Origin of the sequence: Flavobacterium galactosi (assembly GCF_048158585.1) — a bacterium.
Classification (GTDB): domain Bacteria; phylum Bacteroidota; class Bacteroidia; order Flavobacteriales; family Flavobacteriaceae; genus Flavobacterium; species Flavobacterium galactosi.
Window position 1 is genome coordinate 156,296 of sequence record NZ_JBLNKV010000005.1, and the last position, 22,135, is coordinate 178,430.

At 34.1% G+C, this 22,135-nt stretch carries 18 protein-coding genes; 9 read left to right on the plus strand and 9 right to left on the minus strand.

Annotated features, from left to right (window positions below; translation table 11 throughout):
* The first annotated feature begins 106 nt into the window (after positions 1–106).
* The 5 genes from ACM55M_RS12160 (at position 107) to ACM55M_RS12180 (ending at position 8,532) form a co-directional block, all read left to right on the plus strand.
* Entirely contained in the window at positions 107–1,249 is a 1,143-nt protein-coding gene (locus ACM55M_RS12160; RefSeq protein WP_416857941.1) for a FecR family protein, read from the plus strand.
* Positions 1,250–1,396: 147 nt separating this feature from the next.
* A complete protein-coding gene (locus ACM55M_RS12165) occupies positions 1,397–4,696 on the plus strand; it encodes a TonB-dependent receptor (protein WP_416857942.1) in 3,300 nt (1,099 codons plus the stop codon).
* Between the two features lie 97 nt (positions 4,697–4,793).
* Complete coding sequence (locus tag ACM55M_RS12170) at positions 4,794–6,476, plus strand: RagB/SusD family nutrient uptake outer membrane protein (protein ID WP_416857943.1); 1,683 nt, start codon at positions 4,794–4,796, stop codon at positions 6,474–6,476.
* Positions 6,477–6,506: 30 nt separating this feature from the next.
* Positions 6,507–7,535: an alpha/beta hydrolase fold domain-containing protein gene (locus ACM55M_RS12175; protein WP_416857944.1), complete on the plus strand. Its 1,029-nt coding sequence runs from the start codon at positions 6,507–6,509 to the stop codon at positions 7,533–7,535.
* Between the two features lie 13 nt (positions 7,536–7,548).
* Complete coding sequence (locus tag ACM55M_RS12180) at positions 7,549–8,532, plus strand: pectinesterase family protein (RefSeq protein ID WP_416857945.1); 984 nt, start codon at positions 7,549–7,551, stop codon at positions 8,530–8,532.
* Positions 8,533–8,617: 85 nt separating this feature from the next.
* On the opposite strand, the gene ACM55M_RS12185 is transcribed toward ACM55M_RS12180, so the two are convergent.
* The 6 genes from ACM55M_RS12185 to ACM55M_RS12210 all read right to left on the minus strand — a co-directional run bounded on the left by ACM55M_RS12185 (position 8,618) and on the right by ACM55M_RS12210 (position 14,426).
* Positions 8,618–9,604 carry an aldo/keto reductase gene (locus ACM55M_RS12185; RefSeq protein ID WP_416857946.1) on the minus strand — a complete coding sequence of 329 codons (987 nt, stop codon included), beginning with the start codon at positions 9,602–9,604 and terminating at the stop codon, positions 8,618–8,620.
* A gap of 24 nt (positions 9,605–9,628) precedes the next feature.
* A complete protein-coding gene (locus ACM55M_RS12190; protein WP_416857948.1) occupies positions 9,629–10,273 on the minus strand; it encodes an SGNH/GDSL hydrolase family protein in 645 nt (214 codons plus the stop codon).
* Between the two features lie 357 nt (positions 10,274–10,630).
* The gene (cysM, locus tag ACM55M_RS12195) at positions 10,631–11,518 is read right to left on the minus strand and encodes a cysteine synthase CysM (protein WP_416857949.1); all 888 of its coding nucleotides are present in this window, start codon (positions 11,516–11,518) and stop codon (positions 10,631–10,633) included.
* Between the two features lies 1 nt (position 11,519).
* Entirely contained in the window at positions 11,520–12,311 is a 792-nt protein-coding gene (epsC, locus tag ACM55M_RS12200; protein WP_416857950.1) for a serine O-acetyltransferase EpsC, read from the minus strand.
* A 222-nt stretch (positions 12,312–12,533) separates the two neighbouring features.
* On the minus strand, positions 12,534–13,928 hold the full coding sequence (locus ACM55M_RS12205) for an ATP-binding protein (protein WP_416857951.1): 1,395 nt from the start codon (positions 13,926–13,928) through the stop codon (positions 12,534–12,536).
* Positions 13,929–14,147: 219 nt separating this feature from the next.
* Positions 14,148–14,426, minus strand: a complete 279-nt coding sequence (locus ACM55M_RS12210) for a DUF2752 domain-containing protein (RefSeq protein ID WP_416857952.1) — start codon at positions 14,424–14,426, stop codon at positions 14,148–14,150.
* A gap of 102 nt (positions 14,427–14,528) precedes the next feature.
* Here ACM55M_RS12210 and ACM55M_RS12215 point away from each other — a divergent pair, with 102 nt between their 5' ends.
* Both ACM55M_RS12215 and ACM55M_RS12220 read left to right on the plus strand, forming a co-directional pair.
* The gene (locus ACM55M_RS12215; RefSeq protein ID WP_416857953.1) at positions 14,529–14,711 is read left to right on the plus strand and encodes a hypothetical protein; all 183 of its coding nucleotides are present in this window, start codon (positions 14,529–14,531) and stop codon (positions 14,709–14,711) included.
* Complete coding sequence (locus ACM55M_RS12220) at positions 14,704–15,255, plus strand: Smr/MutS family protein (protein ID WP_416858130.1); 552 nt, start codon at positions 14,704–14,706, stop codon at positions 15,253–15,255. The genes ACM55M_RS12215 and ACM55M_RS12220 overlap by 8 nt, the downstream gene beginning before the upstream one ends.
* Positions 15,256–15,383: 128 nt before the next feature.
* Here the strand turns inward: ACM55M_RS12220 and ACM55M_RS12225 are convergent, their stop codons facing one another.
* A complete protein-coding gene (locus ACM55M_RS12225; protein WP_416857954.1) occupies positions 15,384–16,340 on the minus strand; it encodes a hypothetical protein in 957 nt (318 codons plus the stop codon).
* Positions 16,341–16,534: 194 nt separating this feature from the next.
* On the opposite strand from ACM55M_RS12225, the gene ACM55M_RS12230 reads away from it, so the two are divergent.
* Together ACM55M_RS12230 and ACM55M_RS12235 are read left to right on the plus strand one after the other, a co-directional pair.
* Positions 16,535–17,455 carry an EamA family transporter gene (locus tag ACM55M_RS12230; protein ID WP_416857955.1) on the plus strand — a complete coding sequence of 307 codons (921 nt, stop codon included), beginning with the start codon at positions 16,535–16,537 and terminating at the stop codon, positions 17,453–17,455.
* 18 nt (positions 17,456–17,473) lie between these two features.
* A complete protein-coding gene (locus ACM55M_RS12235; RefSeq protein ID WP_416857956.1) occupies positions 17,474–18,598 on the plus strand; it encodes a cysteine desulfurase family protein in 1,125 nt (374 codons plus the stop codon).
* A gap of 269 nt (positions 18,599–18,867) precedes the next feature.
* On the opposite strand, the gene ACM55M_RS12240 is transcribed toward ACM55M_RS12235, so the two are convergent.
* Complete coding sequence (locus ACM55M_RS12240) at positions 18,868–21,084, minus strand: glycosyltransferase (protein ID WP_416857957.1); 2,217 nt, start codon at positions 21,082–21,084, stop codon at positions 18,868–18,870.
* A 10-nt stretch (positions 21,085–21,094) separates the two neighbouring features.
* A complete protein-coding gene (locus tag ACM55M_RS12245; protein WP_416857958.1) occupies positions 21,095–22,132 on the minus strand; it encodes a glycoside hydrolase family 130 protein in 1,038 nt (345 codons plus the stop codon).
* Between the last annotated feature and the right edge of the window lie 3 nt (positions 22,133–22,135).

Consider the following 22,135-nt stretch of genomic DNA (forward strand, 5'->3'; position numbering starts at 1 on the left):
TAATAAAAAAAAACATAAAAAAAAGCATTATACTAAAAAAAAATTAAAAGTACTGTCACCCTAAAATGATTTTTTCATAACATATATTTAACAAATAAGATTTTTTATGGACATCCCCCAAAATGTAATTAAGGTTCTTCGAGAAATAGGAGTTACAGGAAATATAGATAATAAAGAATTTGAGAAATTAGTTCCAGAGGAACAAGAACTGATCAATGATTTATACAAAAATGGATTGGTAAATGAAGCGTTACGGTTTATTGATTCAATGGATGTTGAAAAAAATTGGGAAGAATTAAAAAAGAATCTTGATCAACGTAGAAAACCGGTTGTGCTACTATGGAAAAATGTTTATAAATACGCAGCTATTTTTATTGGTGTTATTGGCATCTTTTTTCTTTTTCAACGTAAAGATGTTACTGAATCTAAAATTAAAAAGGACAGCAATCAGATAGAGCTTGTGTTGGATAATGGCGAAGTGCAAATTCTTAGCGCTAATGGAGAAAATCAAATTGTATCTAATAATGGTCAGGTAGTTGGTTCACAAAACGGTTCTGAAATAAAATACAGTTCAAACACTTCCATAGATAAGTTGGTGTATAATCAAATAAAGATTCCCTATGGCAAAACTTTTAATGTAAAATTGTCTGATGGAACGGTTGTGTATTTGAATTCAGGGAGTACCTTAAAATATCCGGTACAATTCATTAGAGGAATGAATAGGGAGGTTTTTCTAGACGGAGAAGCCTATTTTGATGTGAGTAAAGATAAATTACATCCTTTCATTGTAAATGCAAAGGCTATGAATGTAAAAGTTTTAGGGACAAAGTTCAATGTGTCGTCCTACAAAGACGATACAGAGATAAGTACAGTATTAGTAGAAGGTTCAGTTAGTTTATCCAATGATGCTAAACCAAATAAAAAAGCGCTCCTAATTCCAGGATATAAAGGAGTTTGGAATAAATCTAATCCAGGTATATCATTGGAAAAAGTGGACACGAAGCTTTATACGGATTGGATGAATGGGGAAGTTATTTTCAGGAAATCAACTTTCAATGAAATGATAAAAAAATTAGAACGAAGTTATAATGTTACTATTAAGAACAATAACAGAGCTTTAGATGCAGTGAAATTTAATGCATCCTTTAATAAAAATATAGAAACGATTGAGGAAGTAATGTCTTCATTAAGTAAGATACAACCGTTTACCTATGAAATAATTGGAAATCAAATAGTAATAACCAAATAAACTAATTAATGCCTATGGGATAAAGCGTAACTTTTTATAAATGAGTACACTTTAAATAAAAAAATCGGAAAATAGTTCAGTATTTCCCGATTTATAAAGTGGCTCAAACGACCTACGAAAATAAATCATTTAAAACTAAACAAAATTATGAAAAAAATAATTAAGAAGAACGTGGCACGTCCATATTTTCCTAAAATTAACCTAAAGATGAAACTTACTACCATTTTACTGTTAGTTTCGTTATTAAAAATCCAAGCCAGTACCTATTCACAAAACACAAAACTTACATTGAATGTTAAAGATGCAAGTGTTGGACAGATTTTTAATAAGATAGAAACAATCTCAGAATTCAGATTTCTATATGAAAGCGATAAGATTGATTTAGACCGCAAGATTACTTTGAATGTGGAGAAAAAAAACATATCCGAAGTTTTACAAATGCTATTTAAAGGAACCGATGTGGAATATAAAACAATCGATCGCCAAATTCTTTTAACCAAAAAAAAGAATGCCCTTTCTACAAATACGAAAGCTATAGTCGCTATCGTTAAAGATGAGCAGGCTTTGGAAGTTAGAGGAGTAGTGTCTGATAAAAATAACGTTCCACTCCCTGGAGTGAATGTATTTGTTAAGGGAAATACTGCCGGTACCCAAACCGATTTTGATGGTAAATACAGTATTAAAGTTGGGGACAGTAATGGTGTTTTAGTATTCTCGTACATTGGTTTCATTTCACAAGAAATTAGCATTAAAAATAGAGCAAGTCTAAATGTTACTTTGTTGGAAGATGTTGCCACATTGAATGAAGTGGTACTTATAGGCTATGGTACGGTAAAGAGAAAAGATTTGACAGGAGCTGTTTCATCTATTAAATCAGAAAAGATCGCTGAGATTCCTACAAACAATGCATTAGAAATTTTACAAGGAAGGATATCCGGTATGGATATGACCAAAAGTGATGGACAAGCTGGATCAGGTTTGAGTTTTACGTTGCGTGGGAATAGATCTTTGAGTGCTTCAAATGCTCCTCTGATTTTAGTGGACGGAATTCCTTATGGTTCAGCAGAAGGTATAAACCCATCGGATATAGCGTCAATTGACGTTCTGAAGGACGCCTCTTCCACTGCTATTTATGGAACTCGTGGAGCAAATGGTGTTATTTTAATTACTACAAAAAGTGGTAAAGCAGGTAAAACGAATGTCTCATTTAATACTTATTACGGGCAGCAAGATAATGCTGGTTTGGCTAATATTCAAACTGGCGATCAATATATTAAATTCAAAAGAGAGGCATTTAGAACACGAGGAATTACTAATGATGCTGTTATTTTTAACCCTGCAGAACTTGAGGCAATAAACAAAAAACAGTATGTGGACTGGATGAGGGAAATAATTAATACCGGTTCAGTAAAAAACTATGAACTAAATGCAAACGGAGGAAATGAAAAAACTACTTTCAGCATGTCTCTTGGATTATATAATGAAGAAGGTCTTTTTAAAAATGATAATTTACGTCGCTATAATTTATCTGTTGGAGGCAGTCATAAAATTTCAGATAATATTAAGATTGGTTCTAAGTTCTTTTTTACCAATCAGGAAAATAATCGCCGATATGACCCCCTTAATCAGGCAAATAAAATAAATCCTTTTGGAGATCCATATGATGATAATGGAAACATTATACTATATCCGGTAGCTGGACAAAGTTTTAATATCAGTCCATTAGTAGATGAAATCCCTGGAGGATATGTTAATAATTATACCGCAAGCAGAATATTTAATTCATCCTATTTAGAATGGAAAATAATCGATAACTTAAGATTCAAAAGTTCGGCTGGTTTAGATTTTCAAAATAGCCGAAGAGGTTATTATTATGGAACTAACACTATAATTAGAACCGGGAAAGATTCACAATCAGGAATTGAGAATTCCAGTCAAAAAAACTATACATGGGAAAACATACTTACCTATTCTAAAAATTTAGGGAATCATAATTTTGACATGCTTTTAGGAAATAGTGTAATTAGTAATACAACAGAAACATCAGAAGCTTATGGATTCAAACAAGCTTCAGAAACAACTACTTTTTATGATTTAGGATCCAACACAAGTTTATTAACAACGAATAGTGATCTTATTGAGAGCAGCCTAAGTTCTTATTTTGGACGTGTTAATTATAAATTTATGGGTCGTTATTTATTAACTGCAAGTTTGAGAGCTGATGGATCTTCTGTTTTGGCCGATGGACATAAATGGGGTTATTTTCCTTCCGCAGCCTTGGGATGGAGAATTAGTGATGAATCATTCATGAAAAAAAATACAGCGGTTTCTAATTTAATGTTTAGAATGAGCTACGGAATTTCGGGTAATAGTGCGATATCTCCATATCAAACATTGGGAGGTTTAGGGAAAGTTACTTATTCTTTTGGCGAAACAGCTGCTTTCGGTTATTATCCTAAAGATATTCAAAATCCTGACCTTTCTTGGGAAACTACTGCTACTACCAATTTTGGTCTTGACTTTGGTCTTTTCGAAAATAGAATCAGTGGTACTTTGAATTACTATATAAGTAAAACCAGTGATCTGTTATTACAGCGAGTTCTTCCGCAAACGTCTGGTTTTTCAAGTGTATTTGAGAATATAGGAAAGACGGAAAATAAAGGATTGGAAATAGAATTAAACACAGCCAATATTGTCAATAAAACTCCCGGAGGTTTTCAATGGTCATCTGGATTTAACTTTTCACAAAACAAGGAAAAAATCGTGGCTTTGTCAAGTGGTTCAGATAGAGATTTAGGAAATGGATGGATTGTAGGACAGCCTACACAAATATATTATGATTATCAAAAAATTGGTATTTGGCAATTAGGGGAAGAAACTCAGGCAGCTCAATTTGGACAAGTTCTAGGAGATATTAAAGTAAAAGACCAAAATAATGACGGGAAGATAACTGCAACTGACGACCGAGTTGTTGTAGGTACTCCGCGTCCAGATTTTAATTTTGGGTTGAGTAATGAACTTTCTTATAAAAATTTTAAATTATCTGTATTTTTACTAGGTAGAAAAGGACAGACGATAAGAAATGAAGCAAGTGGAAATTATAAAATTGATGGTAGAGAAAACGGGCCTGTAGTAGATTATTGGACTCCGGAAAACCCTACTAATTCACATCCGCGACCAGATATAAATAAGAATCAAAACAGTGCTTATATGAGTACATTATATTATGCGGATGGTTCCTTTGTGAAAATTAAAAATATAACCTTCGATTATACTTTAAAAGGTTCAAACATTGAAAAACTTAAAATCGAGAATATTAGATTTTATAGTTCTTTATTAAACTACTTTACTTTTAGTAAGTTAAAACCATATGATCCCGAAAGAGGAGGAAGTATATCATTTCCAATGACTAAGCAGTTGATTTTTGGAATGAACGTGAATTTTTAAAAATTTTATTTTGCCAAAGCTATCTTTTTTAATAGGTAACGGCTTGAGTTAATTTTTAATACAAAACAAATATTATTTAAACATAAACATAAATATTATGAAAAAAATAACTTTCATTCTAATGGCTGCCATGGTCATTGGTATGGTTTCCTGTCAAAAGGACTTTCTGGAAGAGACCAATAAAAGTGGCTTAACTGCCGATAGTTTTTATTCAACAACAACAGGTATAGAAGCATTGGTTAACAGTGCGTACACACCACTTCGTTTTTGGTACGGAAAAGAAGGCGGAGCAACATTATCTGAATTAGCAACTGATTTGTTTTTAAAAGGGGGTGATACTCATCATCCTGAAATTGGAGAGCAGAATTCAAGTTTCAATAGCCAAAGTCCTGTTGTAGAAGTATATTGGAGTCGCTTTTATGCAGCGATTAACTATTGTAATACCGCTATCGAAAAAATACCGGCATCACCATTATCTGAGGAACTCAAAAAAAGAAGATTAGGTGAGGTTTACTTTCTTAGAGCGATGTACAATTGGAAGATTGTTGAAATGTGGGGAGGGGTAGATTTATCTACCAAACCAACGGTGGGAGTTGTAACTACTTCTACCAGAACATCTGTTGAGGAATTTTACAAATTGATATTTTCAGATCTTGATTTAGCTATAACGAATCTTAATGGCTATACTGTCCCTGATGGAGGAAGAGTGACTAAACCTGCTGCCGAAGCGTTTAAAGCTCGGATGTTGCTTACAAGAGGGATGAATGCCGAAGCTTCTTTATTAGCAAAAAAAGTAATTAGTGATTATAACTTTAAATTGTTTAGTGATTATACTGCTTTATGGGATATCAATAACAGTGAAGGGTCCACTAATTCAGAAGTTATTTTCTATGTCAACTATTCAGCTAACAATCTATTGAATACTGCCGATGATTCATTTGACGGGAATAGTGCCGCGAACGCTTTTCGTCCAGAAGGTGGAAATCAATTGCATTTAATGTTTACGCCACGCTATGATTTTCATGCTGGAATGATATTGGATATTCCAAATAGTATTGGTTTTCAACGGTATGCTCCAACGAAACGTTATTTGCAATTATTCAATTCAGATATTGATCAAAGATATAAAGGGACTTTCAAAGAGGTTTGGAAACAAAATGGAGGAAACAAAGGAATTTATACGAATATGATAGCTGGAGATACAGCAGTTTACTGGAGTCACAAGGTTTTATCAAGTGCTTTCAAAGCAAGTAAGGCTACAAAATATGAATTGAAAGATATAAATGATCTTTACAAACCAGATCAATCTTTAGTTGATGTCAGGAATTTTATAGAAATGCACAAGCACAATAGTACTACTGACAGATCTGCAATCTTTGAATTTAGAAGTAAGCGAGATGCGTTTGTAATCAGGATAGCAGAAATGTATTTAATCGTTGGTGAAGCAGAAATGAAACTAAATCATGGAACGGATGCAGCAAGTTATATAAATATACTAAGAACTAAACGTGCGGTGCCAGGCAAAGAAAGTCTAATGCAGATTAGTGCATCGGATTTGAATATTGATTTTATTTTAGAGGAACGTGCCAGAGAACTTGGTGGTGAATTATTGCGTTGGTTTGATTTGAAGAGAACAGGGAAATTATTGGAATACGTTAAGGCATATAATCCAAATGCAGCAGCGAATATCCAAGAGAAACACTTGTTGCGACCAATACCACAATCGAATTTAGATAGAATAACCAATAAGGACGAATTTATTCAGAATACGGGTTGGTAGATTAAAATAAAAAATGCTAAAATCTAAGTTATGCTAATAAAATTTTGTGATTGCTATATTAGAATATCATCTCGATGGAATTCAAAACAATTTTTTTTTATCATGTGTGGTTTGTTAGTGGTTGATAGCGTTAGTTCTCAATCTTTAGGAGGTATCACGGCAATTCGTGATACCTCTTATGCTACTAATAGTGCGTATGAAAAAACTAAAGTTGACTATCCTTATATTAAGATTGTTAAGGAGTTTCGTTTTGAATCAGTTAAAGAGAAAAGGAATGTTACGTATTGTAAAGTTGGTGACAGAAAGTTAAAACTAGATGTTTTTTATAACATTGAAAAAGAGAAGCCGTTAAAAACTGCCATTATAATAATCCACGGAGGAGGTTGGAGATCGGGTAGCCGAACACAACATTATCCATTAGCCCAAAAACTAGCCCATTTAGGTTATGTCTGTTTTACACCAGAGTATCGGCTTTCGACTGAAGCGCTCTTTCCTGCCGCAATTTATGATGTAAAATCAGCCATCAGATGGGTAAGAAAAAATGCTTCAAAGTATACTATTGATGCAAACAGAATCACTATTTTAGGTTTTTCTGCTGGAGGGGAAATGGCTTCTTTTATGGGAACTACAGGAAATATGCCTTTATTCGAAGGGACAAATTGTACTACGGATATACAATCCTATGTAAATGCGGTGGTAGATATTGATGGGACTTTGTCTTTTGTTCATCCAGATGGTCGGGAAGGGGATGACAGTAAAAGAATTTCAGCGGGAACCCATTGGTTTGGATATTCTAAGAAAGAAAATCCTAAATTATGGGAAGCAGCATCACCTTTAAGTTATGTAAGTGCTAAAACACCTCCGACACTATTTATAAACAGTGCTGTGCCTTGGATGCATGCGGGCAGGGAAGATTATATCAAGGTGTTGACCGAGAATCAAATTTACTCGGAAGTTCACACATTTGAAGGAGCTCCGCATTCATTTTGTTTGTTTGATCCTTGGTTTGACCCTACGGTAAATTACATTAATGATTTTTTAAAAACAATTTTCAATTAATACTATTAGAGCAATGCTTAGAGCAAACATTTATAAGATTGTATGTCTTTTTTTATTTATTTCAAACAACATTTTTTCACAAACGGCTAATCCGGATAAGTATAAGTATGTTTTTACAGTTGCCAAAGATGGCAACGGTGATTATACCACTATTCAAGATGCGATAGATGCCATGCGGGTGTTTTCTTTGGCTCCCATTACTTTATACATTAAAGATGGTGTTTACAATGAGAAGATTGAGTTGTCTGCAAATAAAACGGATATCAGATTTATAGGGGAGAGTGTGGATAAAACAATTATCACCTTTGACGATTATTCGGGGAAAGGAAAATTGCAGACGTTTAATTCGTATACTACTAAGATATCAGGGAACAGATTTGTGGCTGAGAATATATCCTTCGTAAATTCAGCCGGACCAGTAGGACAGGCAGTAGCATTGTATGTAGATGCTGATGAAGCCGTTTTTAGAAACTGTAAATTTCTAGGAAACCAAGATACGGTATATTTGGGAGGTGAGAATTCAAAGCAATATTTTGTTAATTGTCATATTGAAGGTACGACCGATTTTATCTTTGGGCCCGCAACGGCAGTGTTTCAAAATTGTGAAATTTTATGTAAATCAAATTCATATATTACCGCTCCCAATACTACGAAGGGTAAGGAGTTTGGCTTTGTCTTCTTGGATTGTAAGGTTACCGTAGGAAATGAAGTTACTAAGGAATATTTAGGAAGACCTTGGCGAGCTTGGGCAAAATCTGTTTTTATTCGCTGTCATTTACCACAGCAAATCGCCCCTGAAGGTTGGGACAATTGGTCTAATGTAGAAAATGAAAGAACAGCCTACTTTGCCGAATATCAATCAAAAGGATTAGGAAAAAATCCGGAAGGAAGAGTAAAATGGTCACATCAGTTAAAAAAATCAGAGGCTAAAAGATATACGGTTAAGAATATACTAAGTCCAAAGTCTAAAAGGGGGACTGAATGGTATCTGAAATAGAATTGTAACAGTGTTAAATGTATTGAAAAAGGCTCGATTTATTGTGTAAATCGAGCCTTTTTTTATAAATAATATCAAAATGAAATTACCAAAGTTGATGCACTTCAGGTTTGATATAATGCTCATAAATTTCATTCATTGCTGCAGTTTTTTCATAGGTCAATTTTGGCAAATCGTAAACCGATAAATTGGACAATACGTGACTTTCGTTTGATGCGCCAGGAATAATACAACTCACTTCATCAAAACTCAAAATCCATTGCAAAGCAATAGGAGCCAGATTTGTTGCATCAGGAAATAAAGCTTTCAATTCTTCAACTGCTTTTAATCCCAATTCATAATTAATCCCGGAGAATGTTTCTCCTTTGTCAAAAGCGGCTCCATTTCTATTAAAATTACGATGATCTTGAGCGTCAAAAGTCGTTTTAGCATTAAATTTTCCTGTTAAAAGTCCGCTCGCAAGTGGAACTCTAGCAATGATGCCAACATCACGTTTTAGCGCTTCTTTGAAAAATAGTTCGGATGGACGCTGACGGAAAAGGTTAAAGATGATCTGAACCGTTGTTACATTTGGGAATTCAATGGCTTTTAATCCTTCTTCGACTTTTTCGACACTGACACCAAGATTTAAAATCTTTCCCTGTTCTTTCAAACGATCAAACATTTCAAAAATTTCCGGACGGTAAAATACTTCGGTTGGTGGACAGTGCAATTGGACTAAATCCAGTGTTTCCAATCCGGTTCTTCTCAGGCTGTCTTCTACGAATTTTTGCAGCACTTTAGGTTGATAGCCTTCATTTACATGCGGGTTGATGTGTCGTCCACATTTGGTAGCGACATAGATGCGTTCCGAACGGGAACGAACCACTCGGCCTACGGCACTTTCGCTCAATCCATTTTCGTAAACATCGGCGGTATCAATAAAATTCACGCCATTATCGATGGCAGTATTGATTAATTCGTCTGCGGTTTTATCATTAAAAGGAGAACCCCATTTTCCGCCTACTTGCCATGTGCCAAGTGATATTTCGGAGATTTCAAAATCTGTTTTACCAAGTCTGCGATAGTTCATTTTTGTGTTTTTTAAAGTGACAGTTTATTTTTCTAATAAAACTTTGGCTATTGCTTCTTCGGCAAGCGGAGCCATGACTTGATAGCCTGCTTTGTTGGGATGTACGCCATCATTAGAGTAGGAGGCCAACAGTCCTTTTCTTTCATCTACCATTGCCGAATAATAATCAAGATAAACAATGCCATTGGCGGCAGCGTAATTTTTTAATAGTTCATTTAAGGCTGTAATTTTTTCAGCAGGATTTTGATTGGGTTTCCAATGAAAATCAAAAGCGGGCAATACAGAACAAAGAATTACTTTAATCTGGTTTGCTTTTGCCAATTCGGCCATCGAAAAAATATTGTTTTTAATCATATCCAATGTAGCAGGGCCTGTATTGCCTGCAATGTCATTTATTCCGGCTAAAATCACCACTAAAACTGGTTTTAAAGCAACAACATCGGCTCTGAAGCGAACTAGCATCTGAGGCGTGGTTTGTCCGCTAATTCCTCGATTTATATACGGTTTCCCTGTAAAGTATTCCGAATTTACCGTTGCCCAAAATTCCGTAATGGAATCGCCCATAAATACAATCCTTTTTTGTCCTGCTGCTGCCGGTTTTAGATTCGTATTTTCGTTTTGGTATTTATTTAAATTTGGCCAGTCTTGTGCTTGTGCTTTTCCTCCCATAAATAGAATGCAGTAAATTAATGTTGTATTTTTAATTTAGAACCAAATTTGAAATTCATTAGCTTATAAATATAAAAAAAGGCTACTGGAAATATTGTAAAAAAGTAAGACAAATTTAAACTACATAAGAAATATAAGGACAGATAAGCCAAATAATTTAAACTAAAACTTAAATGATCTTCTATTTCTTATATGGTTAAAAAAGAAAACTATTTTAAGGTAAAATTTAAACCAAATAAGAAATATGAATAAACTAAAACTTAAATGATTTTACACAAAATCCAGTAGAATCACAAAAGAATCAGCCTTACTTTTATATCAAAAAGATACTGAAAACGAAGGCTGATTCATAATTTTTTAATCAAACAAATCCGAAGATAAATAACGATCTCCACGGTCACAAATAATGGCAACAATCACACCCGATTCTAAAGTATTGGCTATTTTTATGGCTGCTGCTACAGAACCTCCGCTGCTCATTCCTGCAAAAACGCCTTCTTCAAGAGCCAAACGTTTGGTCATATCGCGAGCTTCCTTTTCTGTTACTTCTATAATGGTATCAACTTTTGAAGCATCAAAAATTTTAGGTAAATATTCTTGAGGCCATTTTCTGATTCCTGGAATTTGAGAGCCATCACTTGGTTGTGCGCCTATAATTTGGATTGCCGGATTCTTCTCTTTCAAGTAAGTAGAAGTTCCTATAATAGTTCCCGTAGTTCCCATAGCGGAAATGAAATGCGTTACAGTTCCATCGGTATCATTCCAAATTTCTGGACCTGTCGTTTTATAATGCGCTTTCCAGTTGTCATCATTTGCAAACTGATTCAACATGATATAACCGCCATCGGCCACTTTTTTATCGGCATAATCTCTAGAACCAATTATTCCGGTTGCTGCAGGTGTTAAAATCACGGTCGCGCCATAAGCACGCATGGTTTGGGTGCGTTCTTTAGTAGAATCTTCTGGTAGAACCAATTCAATTTCGATATTAAATAGTTGGGCAATCATTGCCAAAGCAATTCCGGTATTTCCACTGGTCGCTTCAATGAGTTTGTCGCCTTTTTTGATATCGCCTCTTTCCAGTGCGGATTTAATCATATTGTAAGCCGCTCTGTCTTTTACACTGCCTCCGGGATTGTTTCCTTCGAGCTTTAATAAAAGTTTTACGTTTTTATTTTGTATCAAATTAACAGTTTCCACTAAAGGAGTATTTCCAATCAGGTCTAATAATTTTTGTGGCTTCATGCTAATTTATCTCTTTTATTTTTACTTCTGTAGTTGTGGTATTAAGTACAATAGATTTTTCAGGAATAGATTTGGTAACCCAAGCATTTCCTCCAATAATACTGTTTTTACCAATGACGGTTTCTCCGCCTAGAATTGTTGCATTGGCATAAATGCAAACATTTTTCTCCACGGTAGGATGTCTTTTTGCATTTTTCATGTCTTTGCTTACGCTTAATGCTCCTAAAGTAACTCCTTGGTAAATTTTTACGTGTTTTTCAATCACTGTTGTTTCTCCAATTACAATTCCGGTGGCGTGATCTATAAAGAAAGGCGACGCAATAGTTGCACCTGCGTGAATGTCTGTACCCGTAATGCGATGCGCATATTCGCTCATCAATCTGGAGAAAAGTAATAAGTCCAATAAATACAATTCATGGCTTAATCTATAAATGGCAATTGCGTAAAATCCTGGGTAAGCCAAATAAACTTCTTCAATACTGTTTGAAGCAGGATCATTTTCTAAAATGTATGCTGCGTCCTGATTCAGTTTTTCAAGAACCGATGGTAAGGTTTTAAGATATTTGTCCCAAATGGTATCGCATAATGAATGTGGTTTTTTACAGGCAATCGCTGAGATTTCTTTAAATAGTATTTCCAGTTCATCGATGCTTTCATTTAAAGGAGCATTGGCATCAAATAATGTATAGAATAGTTTCTCCGTAAAGGCTTCTGTTTTTGTCTTGATTCCGTAGTTAATGGAAAAATGACTCTTTAAAGCGCTAATATTTTTGATAATCAGATCTTTTGTCACGATTATTGGGTTTGAATTATTAATTTAAAAGGATAAAAGTAAGATGTTTTTTAGAAACAGTTGCAATAATGAAGCAAAGAAATTGGTAGATTGGATGAGAATGGAATGTTTTTTTTGATTGGTAACATTTTTGAACAAATTCTAAAAAAATATAACAAAACAGGAAGCCGTTTGGCATTTTTCTACCTGTTGGTTTGATTGTCTGTAAAAGGCTGAAATCTATTAAAGTCTCGCTTTTGGGTTTTTAGGAATGGTAAAAATAAAACTGCTGCCATTCTTTCCGTCAGATTCAATATAAATACTTCCCGATTTTCCTTCGATAATTTTTTTTACAATAGACAAGCCTATACCAGTACTTTCTTTAATATCTCGGGCTAATATGGTTTGAAAAACACCAAATACCTTTTCTTGGTATTTTTCAGGTATTCCCGGTCCATTGTCTTTTACGGTAAATTGATGAAAATCGGGTAATGAAATATAGCTACATTCAATTTTTCCAATAGGTTTGTCGTTATATTTCACCGCATTGCCTATCAAGTTGCTGAAAACCTGATGCATTAATATTTTTTCTGTACTAATAGTTGGGAAATTGTAGCCAATATTTATTTCATACCCTTCATTGGGAACAATAGTTTCAACTATTTCTTCCAACATTTTACGTAAGTCGACCTTTTCCGGTTCTATGTTTTTTGTTCCAATGCGGGAATATTCCAGAATACCATTAATTAAGTTTTCCATTCTTAGAATTCTACCTTGTAATAATTTGAAATTTGAATTTGTTTCGTCAGAAACAGTGGTTAAATCTTCAATAATCCATTCCGAAAGACTGTAAATTGCTCTTAATGGAGCCTTCAGATCATGAGAAACGATGTAAGCAAATTGATCTAATTCGTCATTTTTCTTTTTAAGTACTGATAATGCGGTATGTAATTTATTTTCTTCTAGTTTTCGATTAATAATGTCATAGTTAAGTATTTTATTCTTGTCCATTATTTTAAATAAAAATAAGGCAGTTATTAGAAGTAGTAATACTAACAGACCAGATTCCATTACTTCATATAGTAAAGCGTTATCCCATGATTTCGCATCAAAATCCATTCCATATACGGCAATAGTTTTACCGGTAGCTTCATCCTTTATGGGTATATAAGCACTGACCCAAGTTCCCCATCTGTCAGTAGAAGGTTCTGTGATTATATCATTTCCGTTATTGATGGCTTTAAAAGTTGGTCCGTCCGCTTCTGTATATTCTTGTCCGGGAGGAGAGTAGTCTTTAGAATTCTCAGGTTCTGAATCGACCATGAAGTATATTTTACCGTTTCTTTTTGTGTATAAATAGGCAAAGCTTGCTTTGGGATTAACACTGACTATAGCTTTTAGGCTATTTTTTAAAGTTTTGTACTCGGGTTTATTACTATCGGATGGTTTTATTTCAAGTGCTTTTAAAGCTTCTTTTGGTAAGGATACTTCAATAGATTTTGCGATTTGCAATACACTTTCAGTCCTGTTGTCTTTAAAACGAATCCAGGTAAAATAAAGATAAATGATGCCTAAAAGGAGAATTATAAAAAAGACAGTTTTTTGGAGTGGTATTTTTTTGAGGTTGATTTTTTTCATAAAGGCTGAAATCAAAATAGAGGCGAGTACATTTTTGTTTTTGATAGATAACTTCAAAGTAATTTATAGCCAAATTAATCGAAGTAGTCATATCTCAAAAATAATGATTTTTATGACTTAGTGAGAATTTAAATGGTTTAATTTATTGGCTGCTTTTTTTTAGAATTCAAAACCGATTTTTTGATTTGCGACTCTCTAATTTAGAAACAAAATCATCGCTTAAAAGTGTTTGTAAAAATAACCAACAATCATAAATAGTCCATTGATGATTGCTATTCCAATAATATATTTTTGATAATTATTTCGTTTGTCAATAAAATTTAAACCAACAATTGCCAGAAATAATACCGTTGTATAAATAGCTGGATACATCTTAAAAGCTGCTACAAAATTGCCTTGTAAAAGCAACAAAAAACCTCTTTGAAAACCACAGCCCAAACACTCTATTCCAAAGAGCGTTTTACTTAAACAGGGGAGCATGTATTTTTCTAAATCCAATGGTTTTTGTTTTTACAATTTTACGAAAAAATAACAAACGATTGAGATAATAAATTGATGCAATTTTAAATTCATTACTTTTGGAATCTGATACCTAAAGAGATGAAAAAGTTTTTAATTCCCATAATGATTATTGCAATCATTATAGCTTTATACGAGCAAGTAAAGGCAGATAAAAATGTATATGTAATGGTAGTGGCAGTTGTTATTTTCATGTTTGGAATGATGCAATTGAGTGCTAAGACACCGAGTAAAAATCAAGATAAAGATGATGAAAATGTTTAATAAGGGAGATAAAGTTTCAGTGCTTGATGAAGCCATGAACGGAGTAGTGTTGTCAGTCAAAGACAACCAAGTTACAATCGAAACAGAGGATGGATTTACGATGACATTTTTTGTCAATGAGTTGCTTAAAATAAACGATTCCAGTAATTTAATGGATTCTATCAGAAGAATTAATGTAGATGAAATTTCGAAGGAGAAAGAAATTCCAAAACCAAGAAGTTTTGTCAAAGAACGCAAAGATAAATACGAAATTTCAGCTCCGGAGTTTGATTTGCACATCGAGAAATTAGTTCCCAATAAACGCGGAATGTCCAATTATGATATTCTGACCTTGCAAACCGATACAGCAAAACGGCACATAGAATTTGCCATTCGCAATAGGATTCCAAAGATTGTTTTTATTCATGGTGTGGGCGAAGGAATCCTAAAAGCAGAGCTGGATTTTTTATTAGGGCGGTATGATAATATTGCTTTTCAAGAAGGGAATTATCAAAAATACGGTCAAGGTGCAACTGAAGTTTTTATTAAGCAAAGCGCCAAGTAATTCCTGTTTTAGATTTTTTAAAGCATAAAAAAAGCGTCGATTCTAAGCTATTTTCAGTTGAAAATTATCTTGAGAATCGACGCTTTTTGAGGGTAAAAATAAGCCTGATTTTAGGCTTGTAATTGCGTTTAATTTGTAGTTAAAAGTTCGCCATAAATGAAGCTGTCTCCAAGCTTGAAATCGTTAGTTCCTTTCTTCATTGTAACATTTTTAAGCACGATTACATGTTTAAATCCCGCACCCAAAGTGGTGGTGGTTACTTCAATAATTCCGCTCACATTTGACACTCCTGAGGCCGCAACCCACTCTTCGCTTACTGCTGGAGTTGTAGGAATTGTTGTGGCGCAGAAATAACTTGAAGTAAGTAAACCTGAAAATAATCGATACGTAAGTTTGTTAACTGTGGCACCTATAAGTCCGGTTCTTGGAGTATTTAGAGGCGTAGCTGAGCTGGTAATTAGAGTCGGATCGATGTCTAATATCAGTGCTTCACTACTGGTATAATTATAAATTTGTTTCGAAACGCTGCATTGTTCTACAGTTTGATCAAACAGAAATGGCAATGCAGTTGCTGTAGTGACATAGTCTCCAAAAGGAAATGTTTCATAAACCTGAGTACCGCTATTTTTTGCAAAAGTGATATTCTTGAAAACGATATTGTGATTGTAGCCCGTAATTCGGGTACTGTTATTCGTGGTATTTGTAGTTTTTACAGCAGTAGTAAATATTTGTATTTTACCATCAGTAGCAGTCCATTGATCCGTTACAATAGGGGTTGCCGGTGGGATAGTTTCGCAAATGTTAGCTGTTGATACTGTTCCGTTATAAAAACGATATATAACTCTATTGGCACTACCAATGTCTAATATGGTTGGTTCGCCCACAGTATTGGGTTCATTTGTAAAGGATGTTTGAGGAATTTCCAAAAGTAATGATTCCTTATCTTTCAGTTTATAGATGATATTATTGATAGCGCAACTTTGTGTAGTAATGTCTTCAAAATTAATGTCTTCTTGGGTTAAATTACCGTCATCACAAGCATTTAGTAACATTACTAAGGCTAATAAACTTACAATTCTTTTCATTTTTTATACTATTTGAAACAAAAATAGAATTTTTAATTTGTTCCAATTACATTCCTATTCAAAAACATAGAATTTAACAGGATATTAGGCTTTTAAATTTCTAATAATGGTTATTGAAGCTTTACTAAAAATGGAAGATTACGACAATTCAAAGCGAATAGAAATCATTACCTTTGCTTCAATTTATAGCATATATGAGACTTAACAAATATTATTTAGCTGCATTTTCTGCCTTTTTTGTATGGGGATTTTTTAGTTTAGCATTAAAACCGTTGCATAAATACCCGTCTTTGGATATTTTATTTTACCGCGTTTTTTTTAGTGTTATTACTATGTTATTGATTAATCTTTCGTTTCGAAGAAAAGTTTTAATAAAGAATTGGAATCAGTTTAAAAGTATGACTGTTAAACAGAAACGAAGTGTTATTGTGTTGACGCTGGGAGGCGGGACGTTTTTATCTTCAAACTGGTTTGTTTTTATCTACGTGATGAATCATGTTAGTGTGAAAGCAGCTTCGTTAGCCTATTTAATATGTCCCATTTTAACCACGATATTAGCTTTTTTTATATTGAAAGAAAAGCTGAGCAAATGGCAGTGGTTTGCAGTCATGATAAGTGCTTTTAGTTGTATTTTATTGTCTTTAAATCATTTTGAGGATATTTTCTACAGCCTTATCACAGCAGCAACTTATGCGATGTATTTAGTGAGCCAACGAAAGAATAGTGAATTGGATAAATTCCTGGTTTTGACTATTCAATTGGTTTTTACAGCCCTAATTCTCTTGCCTTTTTATCCCAATTATAGTGGAACTTTGCCTACAGAATCATTGTTTTATAGTTGTTTGATTGTAATTGTAGTCTTTTTTACGATTATTCCTCTATTTTTAAATTTGTATGCGCTAAAAGGAATTAATTCATCAGCAGTAGGGATTATGATCTATATAAATCCAATAATTGGATTTTTATTGGCCATATTCTATTACCACGAACAGGTAACTACTCTTCAATTGTTTTCCTATTTTCTGATTTTGGTTTCGATAGTTGTTTTTAATAAAAAATTAATTTTTTTCAGAAAATTGAAAGCCATACCATCAGAACTGGAAGCTTCAAAATAATTTTTATAATTTCAAAAAATGAAAAAAGTATATCTCGATAATGCTTCTACAACAGCAATTCGTCCGGAAGTTATTCAAGAAATGACCAAAGTTATGACCGAAGATTATGGAAATCCATCGTCAACGCATAGTTTTGGCCGTAATGCCAAAAGTATTTTAGAGCTTTCCAGAAAATCAATTGCAAAACAGTTGAATGGTACCGCGCAAGAAATAATTTTTGCTTCCTGTGGTACTGAAGCCAATAATTGGATTCTTCGTTCTGCCGTTAAAGATTTGAAAGTAGAGCGAATCATTACCAGCAAAATCGAGCATCACGCCGTTTTATATACAATTTTAGTTTTGCAAAGCGAATACGGTATTCAGGTTGATTACGTGGCTGTCAAGCCAAATGGCGAAATTGATATCACTGATTTAGTAGAACTGCTTTCTCAGGAAAAGAAAACGTTGGTAAGCTTGATGCATGTGAATAATGAAACTGGAACTGTTTTAGACTTGGATAGAGTAGGACTTATTTGCCAAGAACACAATGTCTTGTTTCATTCCGATACGGTACAGTCCGTTGGAAAAATAGCAATTGATTTACAAGCACTACCCATTAATTTTATTGTGGCAAGCGCTCATAAATTTCACGGTCCCAAAGGCGTTGGGTTTGCATTTATTCGAAAAAACTCCGGTTTACAACCCTTGTTTTTTGGTGGCGACCAGGAAAAAGGATTACGGGCAGGAACGGAAGCTTTGCATCAAATTGCGGGAATGGCAAAAGCACTGGAGCTTTCCTATACTAATTTAGAAACAGAAAGGAATCATATCTCTGAATTAAAAAATTACTTGATTGCCCAACTCGAAATTGAATTTCCAGCTTTTGTAATCAATGGAAGCGTTGATGGATTTTATAATATATTGAATGTTTTATTGCCTTTTTCAGAAGATAAAACAGCTATGATTTTATTCCATTTAGACATGAAAGGAATTGCAGTTTCCCGCGGAAGCGCCTGCCAAAGCGGAAGTATAAAACCCTCACATGTATTAGCGGAAATGCTTTCGAATGAAGATTTGAAGAAACCAAGTTTACGCATTTCTTTAAGTCATTATAACTCAAAAGAAGATATTCATTTGCTAATCGAAGCATTGAAAAGTATTTAAAAAGCATTTATAAATAGACAAATTACATACGTGCTGAATTTGTTTATTTGGAAGGCTTAATGTTATAATTTACCGTTTTTTTGCGTGAGTGATGGTAGAGGAGCTCTTTTTCTAGAGGCTTTTTTGCCTCTAGAAAAAAGCGGGAACGCACAGCACGACCCGAAGTTTTTACGCAGGGGCACGCCCAAATTAAGATGCTGTTGAATAGAAATAAGTCTTTTATAATTGTTGTTTTCAAAACAGAAATCCTAGAATAAAATTTGTTTATTCTAGGAATATTTTTCCATAATTAATCTCGCTTTAAAATAGCATAAGGTAGACTCCGCACCTTGATTGATGTTGATGTGTTTATCCTCCAATCCATCATAGGAAGCACCATTTTCAGGATTATACATGATTTGTTTCAGATGGTTATTCCCTAAAAACCAGATAAAAGCCAGTTTTAATTGGTCTTTGTACTTTTTATTTTTAGTTACTTCATAGAATAAATCCAAGGCAATAATTGTAGTGGCTACTTCAATAGGCTGCTCTCCGTAGAAAATCCTTTCATTTTCTTTCTTGAACCAACCTCTGTTTGAGATTACTTTTAACTGTCCTTTCATGAAATATTGAGAAAGGAGAAAATCAAATGTGATGGCTGCAATTTTTTTATATTTCAGTTTTCCAGTAACTAAATAACTGTACATCATGGCTTCCGGCAAAACGTTATTCGCATAGGTCATATAATCTTCATACCAGCACCAATTTTCTGCTGAATTAATGTTGTAATGACGCAAAAGTTCATCGGCAAATTTTTCTATATTCTGCTTTATAGGATCTTCTTTATAAGCTGAATAATAATGGTACAGTCCTTTCAAAGCATAGGCTATGGCTCTTGGGGATTTAATGTCGTCAATTCTTTTGATTGCTTTATTCCAACATTTTTCTGCCCGTAAAATCATTTCCGCAGGTACCGATTCTCTATGTGCAATTACGGTTCCTAAACTCCATAAAGCTCTCCCGTTTGCATCTTCAAGATTTACTTCTCCATTTTGTTTTGTTAATTGATGGTCGAAGTCTTTGTAATTATCAAACCAGCCATTGTTTCGTTGAATGCCTTCTATAAAGTTTAAATAGATATTTGCAAGCTTCAAGACATGTTTGTCAGGGAACACTTTGTTATATAGCACCATATTGATTAAAGCTCTGGCATTATCATCCAAAGTATAACCAGATTCAGGATCAGGCTGACTGAATTTTGAAAATTGAAGGATTCCAAAATCGGTGGTGAGTTTCTTAATATGGTCTAATTTTATTGGAGGAAAATTAAACTTTAAATCTTCTTCCCGATTCGTCAATTGGTCAAATAATAGCCGATATTGAATAGCAATATTCTCCCATGTTGTGGCATGTGCCAATGAAAATGCATTTTTGCCCATAGTAACCCGTTGCTCTTTGTTTTCGATAAGATACAAAATTGCTTTTTCGAATTCTTCTGGTTTATCAAATCCATTCAATAATATTCCGTTTCCATTTACAAGAGTTTCTACGGCATGTGGAATAGGCGTGGAAATAACGGCACAACCACAGCTCATTGCATAAGCAAAAGTGCCACTTACGGCCTGATTGGGGTCTTTAGAAGAAAACAAATAGATGTCTGATACCGTTAAATATTCCAGTAATTGCCACAATTGAAGATATTCATTGATAAAAATAACATTGTTTTCCAAACGGAGTTCATGGACAATACCAGTAAGGATATCCCGATATTTTTCCCCTTCGCAACAAATTATTTCAGGATGCGTTTTGCCAATTACTAAATAAATCACTTCAGGATGTTTCTTGACAATTTCCGGCAAAGCGTGTAATACGGTTTCGATGCCTTTGTTTTTACTGATTAAACCAAATGTTGACATTACTATTTTATTGGAGAAATCATATTTTTTTTTCAATTCCTCTTTTTGTTCCCATAATACAGTATGATTGCCATGCGGAATTACGATTGTTTTCATTTTAGGCAATTCGTAATCTCTAGTCAAAATAGCTTCTGAATTTTTGGTAAGCACAATAATTCTATCGGATAAATCAGCTATGGCATGAACAATTTTCTTTCTTTTTTCATCTGGGTTTGGGAGCACAGTATGAAAAACGGTGACAATTGGTTTGTTTAGCGCTAATATAAAAGAGAGAATATAATCGCCATAATCTCCTCTAAAAAGGCCAAATTCATGTTGAATACAAACTAAACCAATGTCATTTCGTTCGTTTATTTTCTCTGCAACGAGCCTATAATGCTCTAATGAATCAACAGGCAATATATAGGTTACTTCAGCATTATAGGAGAAGTTTTGGTCACTATTTTGCAAAGCACAAACCTCGACAGGAAGTGTTTCCCCAAAAACAATTTCCACAGCATTTACAATGTCATTAGAAAAAGTCGCTATGCCGCATTCTCTTGGCGAATAAGAACTTACAATTAGCATTTTTATTACTTTTTCAAATTTCATAGCGCTTTTTTTAAGGTTGCTTTCTTAATTCAAGTAGCAATTCGTTGATATTCATTTTAGCAACGGCAATATGTTTGTCAGCTGCACCATAGTATATATAAAGCTCATTCCCGAACACGGCATGACCGGTTGGGAATACGACATCGTTGTCTTCGCCTTCTATTTCCCATTGTTTGGTAGGAGAGAAGAGCGGATAGGGGAGTCTGGATATCTCCATTTCAGGTTTTTCTAAATGCAACAAGGCAGCCTTAGCATGATAGATTTTGCCCGTTGTTGTTTCGTGTACCCCATGATAAATTAGCAACCATCCATCAGGAGTTTCTATTGGTGGAACTCCAGCTCCAATGTAACTCATTTCGTAAGCATCTTTTGGATCTAAAACAATATGATCGGTTAAGTTCTTCAGATATTTTTCCCAAAAAGATAAAGTTAAATCTTTCCAGTTGTCAAATTTTACAATTTGAATACCCGGCCAAATTCTATGCAAAAGGACAAATCGTCCATTTATTTTCCTTGGAAACAATACCACATCTTTATCGCGTAGTATTCGGGTTTTATCGCTTTCGAGTCCTATTTGTGCAAAAAGATTAAAATATTCATGGTATTTTGGGTTTAGCTTACTCGCATTACACAAATTTACATGACTTTCATATTCTTGATAGTTAATTTGCGGCGTTATTATTCCCTGTTTTTCAAAATGAATCAAATCTTTTGAAGTAGCAAGGGCTCCTATAGCGTTGACACCGTCATAAGCAGTGTAAGTTATGTAATATGTACCTTCAATTTTTACAATTCTTGGGTCTTCAACTCCTTGTTTCTCATAATCAAAGTCCTTCGTAATGACAGGTTTTTCTGCTCTTTCAACTATTTTTATCGGGCCTTCTGTTCTGGCGTATCCAATGGTAGATAAATTTCCTTTCTGTACCGCTCTGTATAAAATATGTACTGTGTTTCCATCTTGATAAATACCAGGATTTAAAACTCCTGTATTTTCAAAAGTCATTTCAGTTGGGCTTAGTATAATACCAAGTTTTTCTATAGTAACCATGAG

What these genes read in the sequence shown, in the direction of transcription:
- ACM55M_RS12160 (WP_416857941.1), top strand. Translation starts at nt 107, where the DNA reads ATGGACATCCCCCAAAATGTAATTAAGGTTCTTCGAGAAATAGGAGTT.
- ACM55M_RS12165 (WP_416857942.1), top strand. Translation starts at nt 1,397, where the DNA reads ATGAAAAAAATAATTAAGAAGAACGTGGCACGTCCATATTTTCCTAAA.
- ACM55M_RS12170 (WP_416857943.1), top strand. Translation starts at nt 4,794, where the DNA reads ATGAAAAAAATAACTTTCATTCTAATGGCTGCCATGGTCATTGGTATG.
- ACM55M_RS12175 (WP_416857944.1), top strand. Translation starts at nt 6,507, where the DNA reads ATGCTAATAAAATTTTGTGATTGCTATATTAGAATATCATCTCGATGG.
- ACM55M_RS12180 (WP_416857945.1), top strand. Translation starts at nt 7,549, where the DNA reads ATGCTTAGAGCAAACATTTATAAGATTGTATGTCTTTTTTTATTTATT.
- ACM55M_RS12185 (WP_416857946.1), bottom strand. Translation starts at nt 9,604, where the DNA reads ATGAACTATCGCAGACTTGGTAAAACAGATTTTGAAATCTCCGAAATA.
- ACM55M_RS12190 (WP_416857948.1), bottom strand. Translation starts at nt 10,273, where the DNA reads ATGGGAGGAAAAGCACAAGCACAAGACTGGCCAAATTTAAATAAATAC.
- cysM (WP_416857949.1), bottom strand. Translation starts at nt 11,518, where the DNA reads ATGAAGCCACAAAAATTATTAGACCTGATTGGAAATACTCCTTTAGTG.
- ACM55M_RS12205 (WP_416857951.1), bottom strand. Translation starts at nt 13,928, where the DNA reads ATGAAAAAAATCAACCTCAAAAAAATACCACTCCAAAAAACTGTCTTT.
- ACM55M_RS12215 (WP_416857953.1), top strand. Translation starts at nt 14,529, where the DNA reads ATGAAAAAGTTTTTAATTCCCATAATGATTATTGCAATCATTATAGCT.
- ACM55M_RS12220 (WP_416858130.1), top strand. Translation starts at nt 14,704, where the DNA reads ATGTTTAATAAGGGAGATAAAGTTTCAGTGCTTGATGAAGCCATGAAC.
- ACM55M_RS12225 (WP_416857954.1), bottom strand. Translation starts at nt 16,340, where the DNA reads ATGAAAAGAATTGTAAGTTTATTAGCCTTAGTAATGTTACTAAATGCT.
- ACM55M_RS12230 (WP_416857955.1), top strand. Translation starts at nt 16,535, where the DNA reads ATGAGACTTAACAAATATTATTTAGCTGCATTTTCTGCCTTTTTTGTA.
- ACM55M_RS12235 (WP_416857956.1), top strand. Translation starts at nt 17,474, where the DNA reads ATGAAAAAAGTATATCTCGATAATGCTTCTACAACAGCAATTCGTCCG.
- ACM55M_RS12240 (WP_416857957.1), bottom strand. Translation starts at nt 21,084, where the DNA reads ATGAAATTTGAAAAAGTAATAAAAATGCTAATTGTAAGTTCTTATTCG.
- ACM55M_RS12245 (WP_416857958.1), bottom strand. Translation starts at nt 22,132, where the DNA reads ATGGTTACTATAGAAAAACTTGGTATTATACTAAGCCCAACTGAAATG.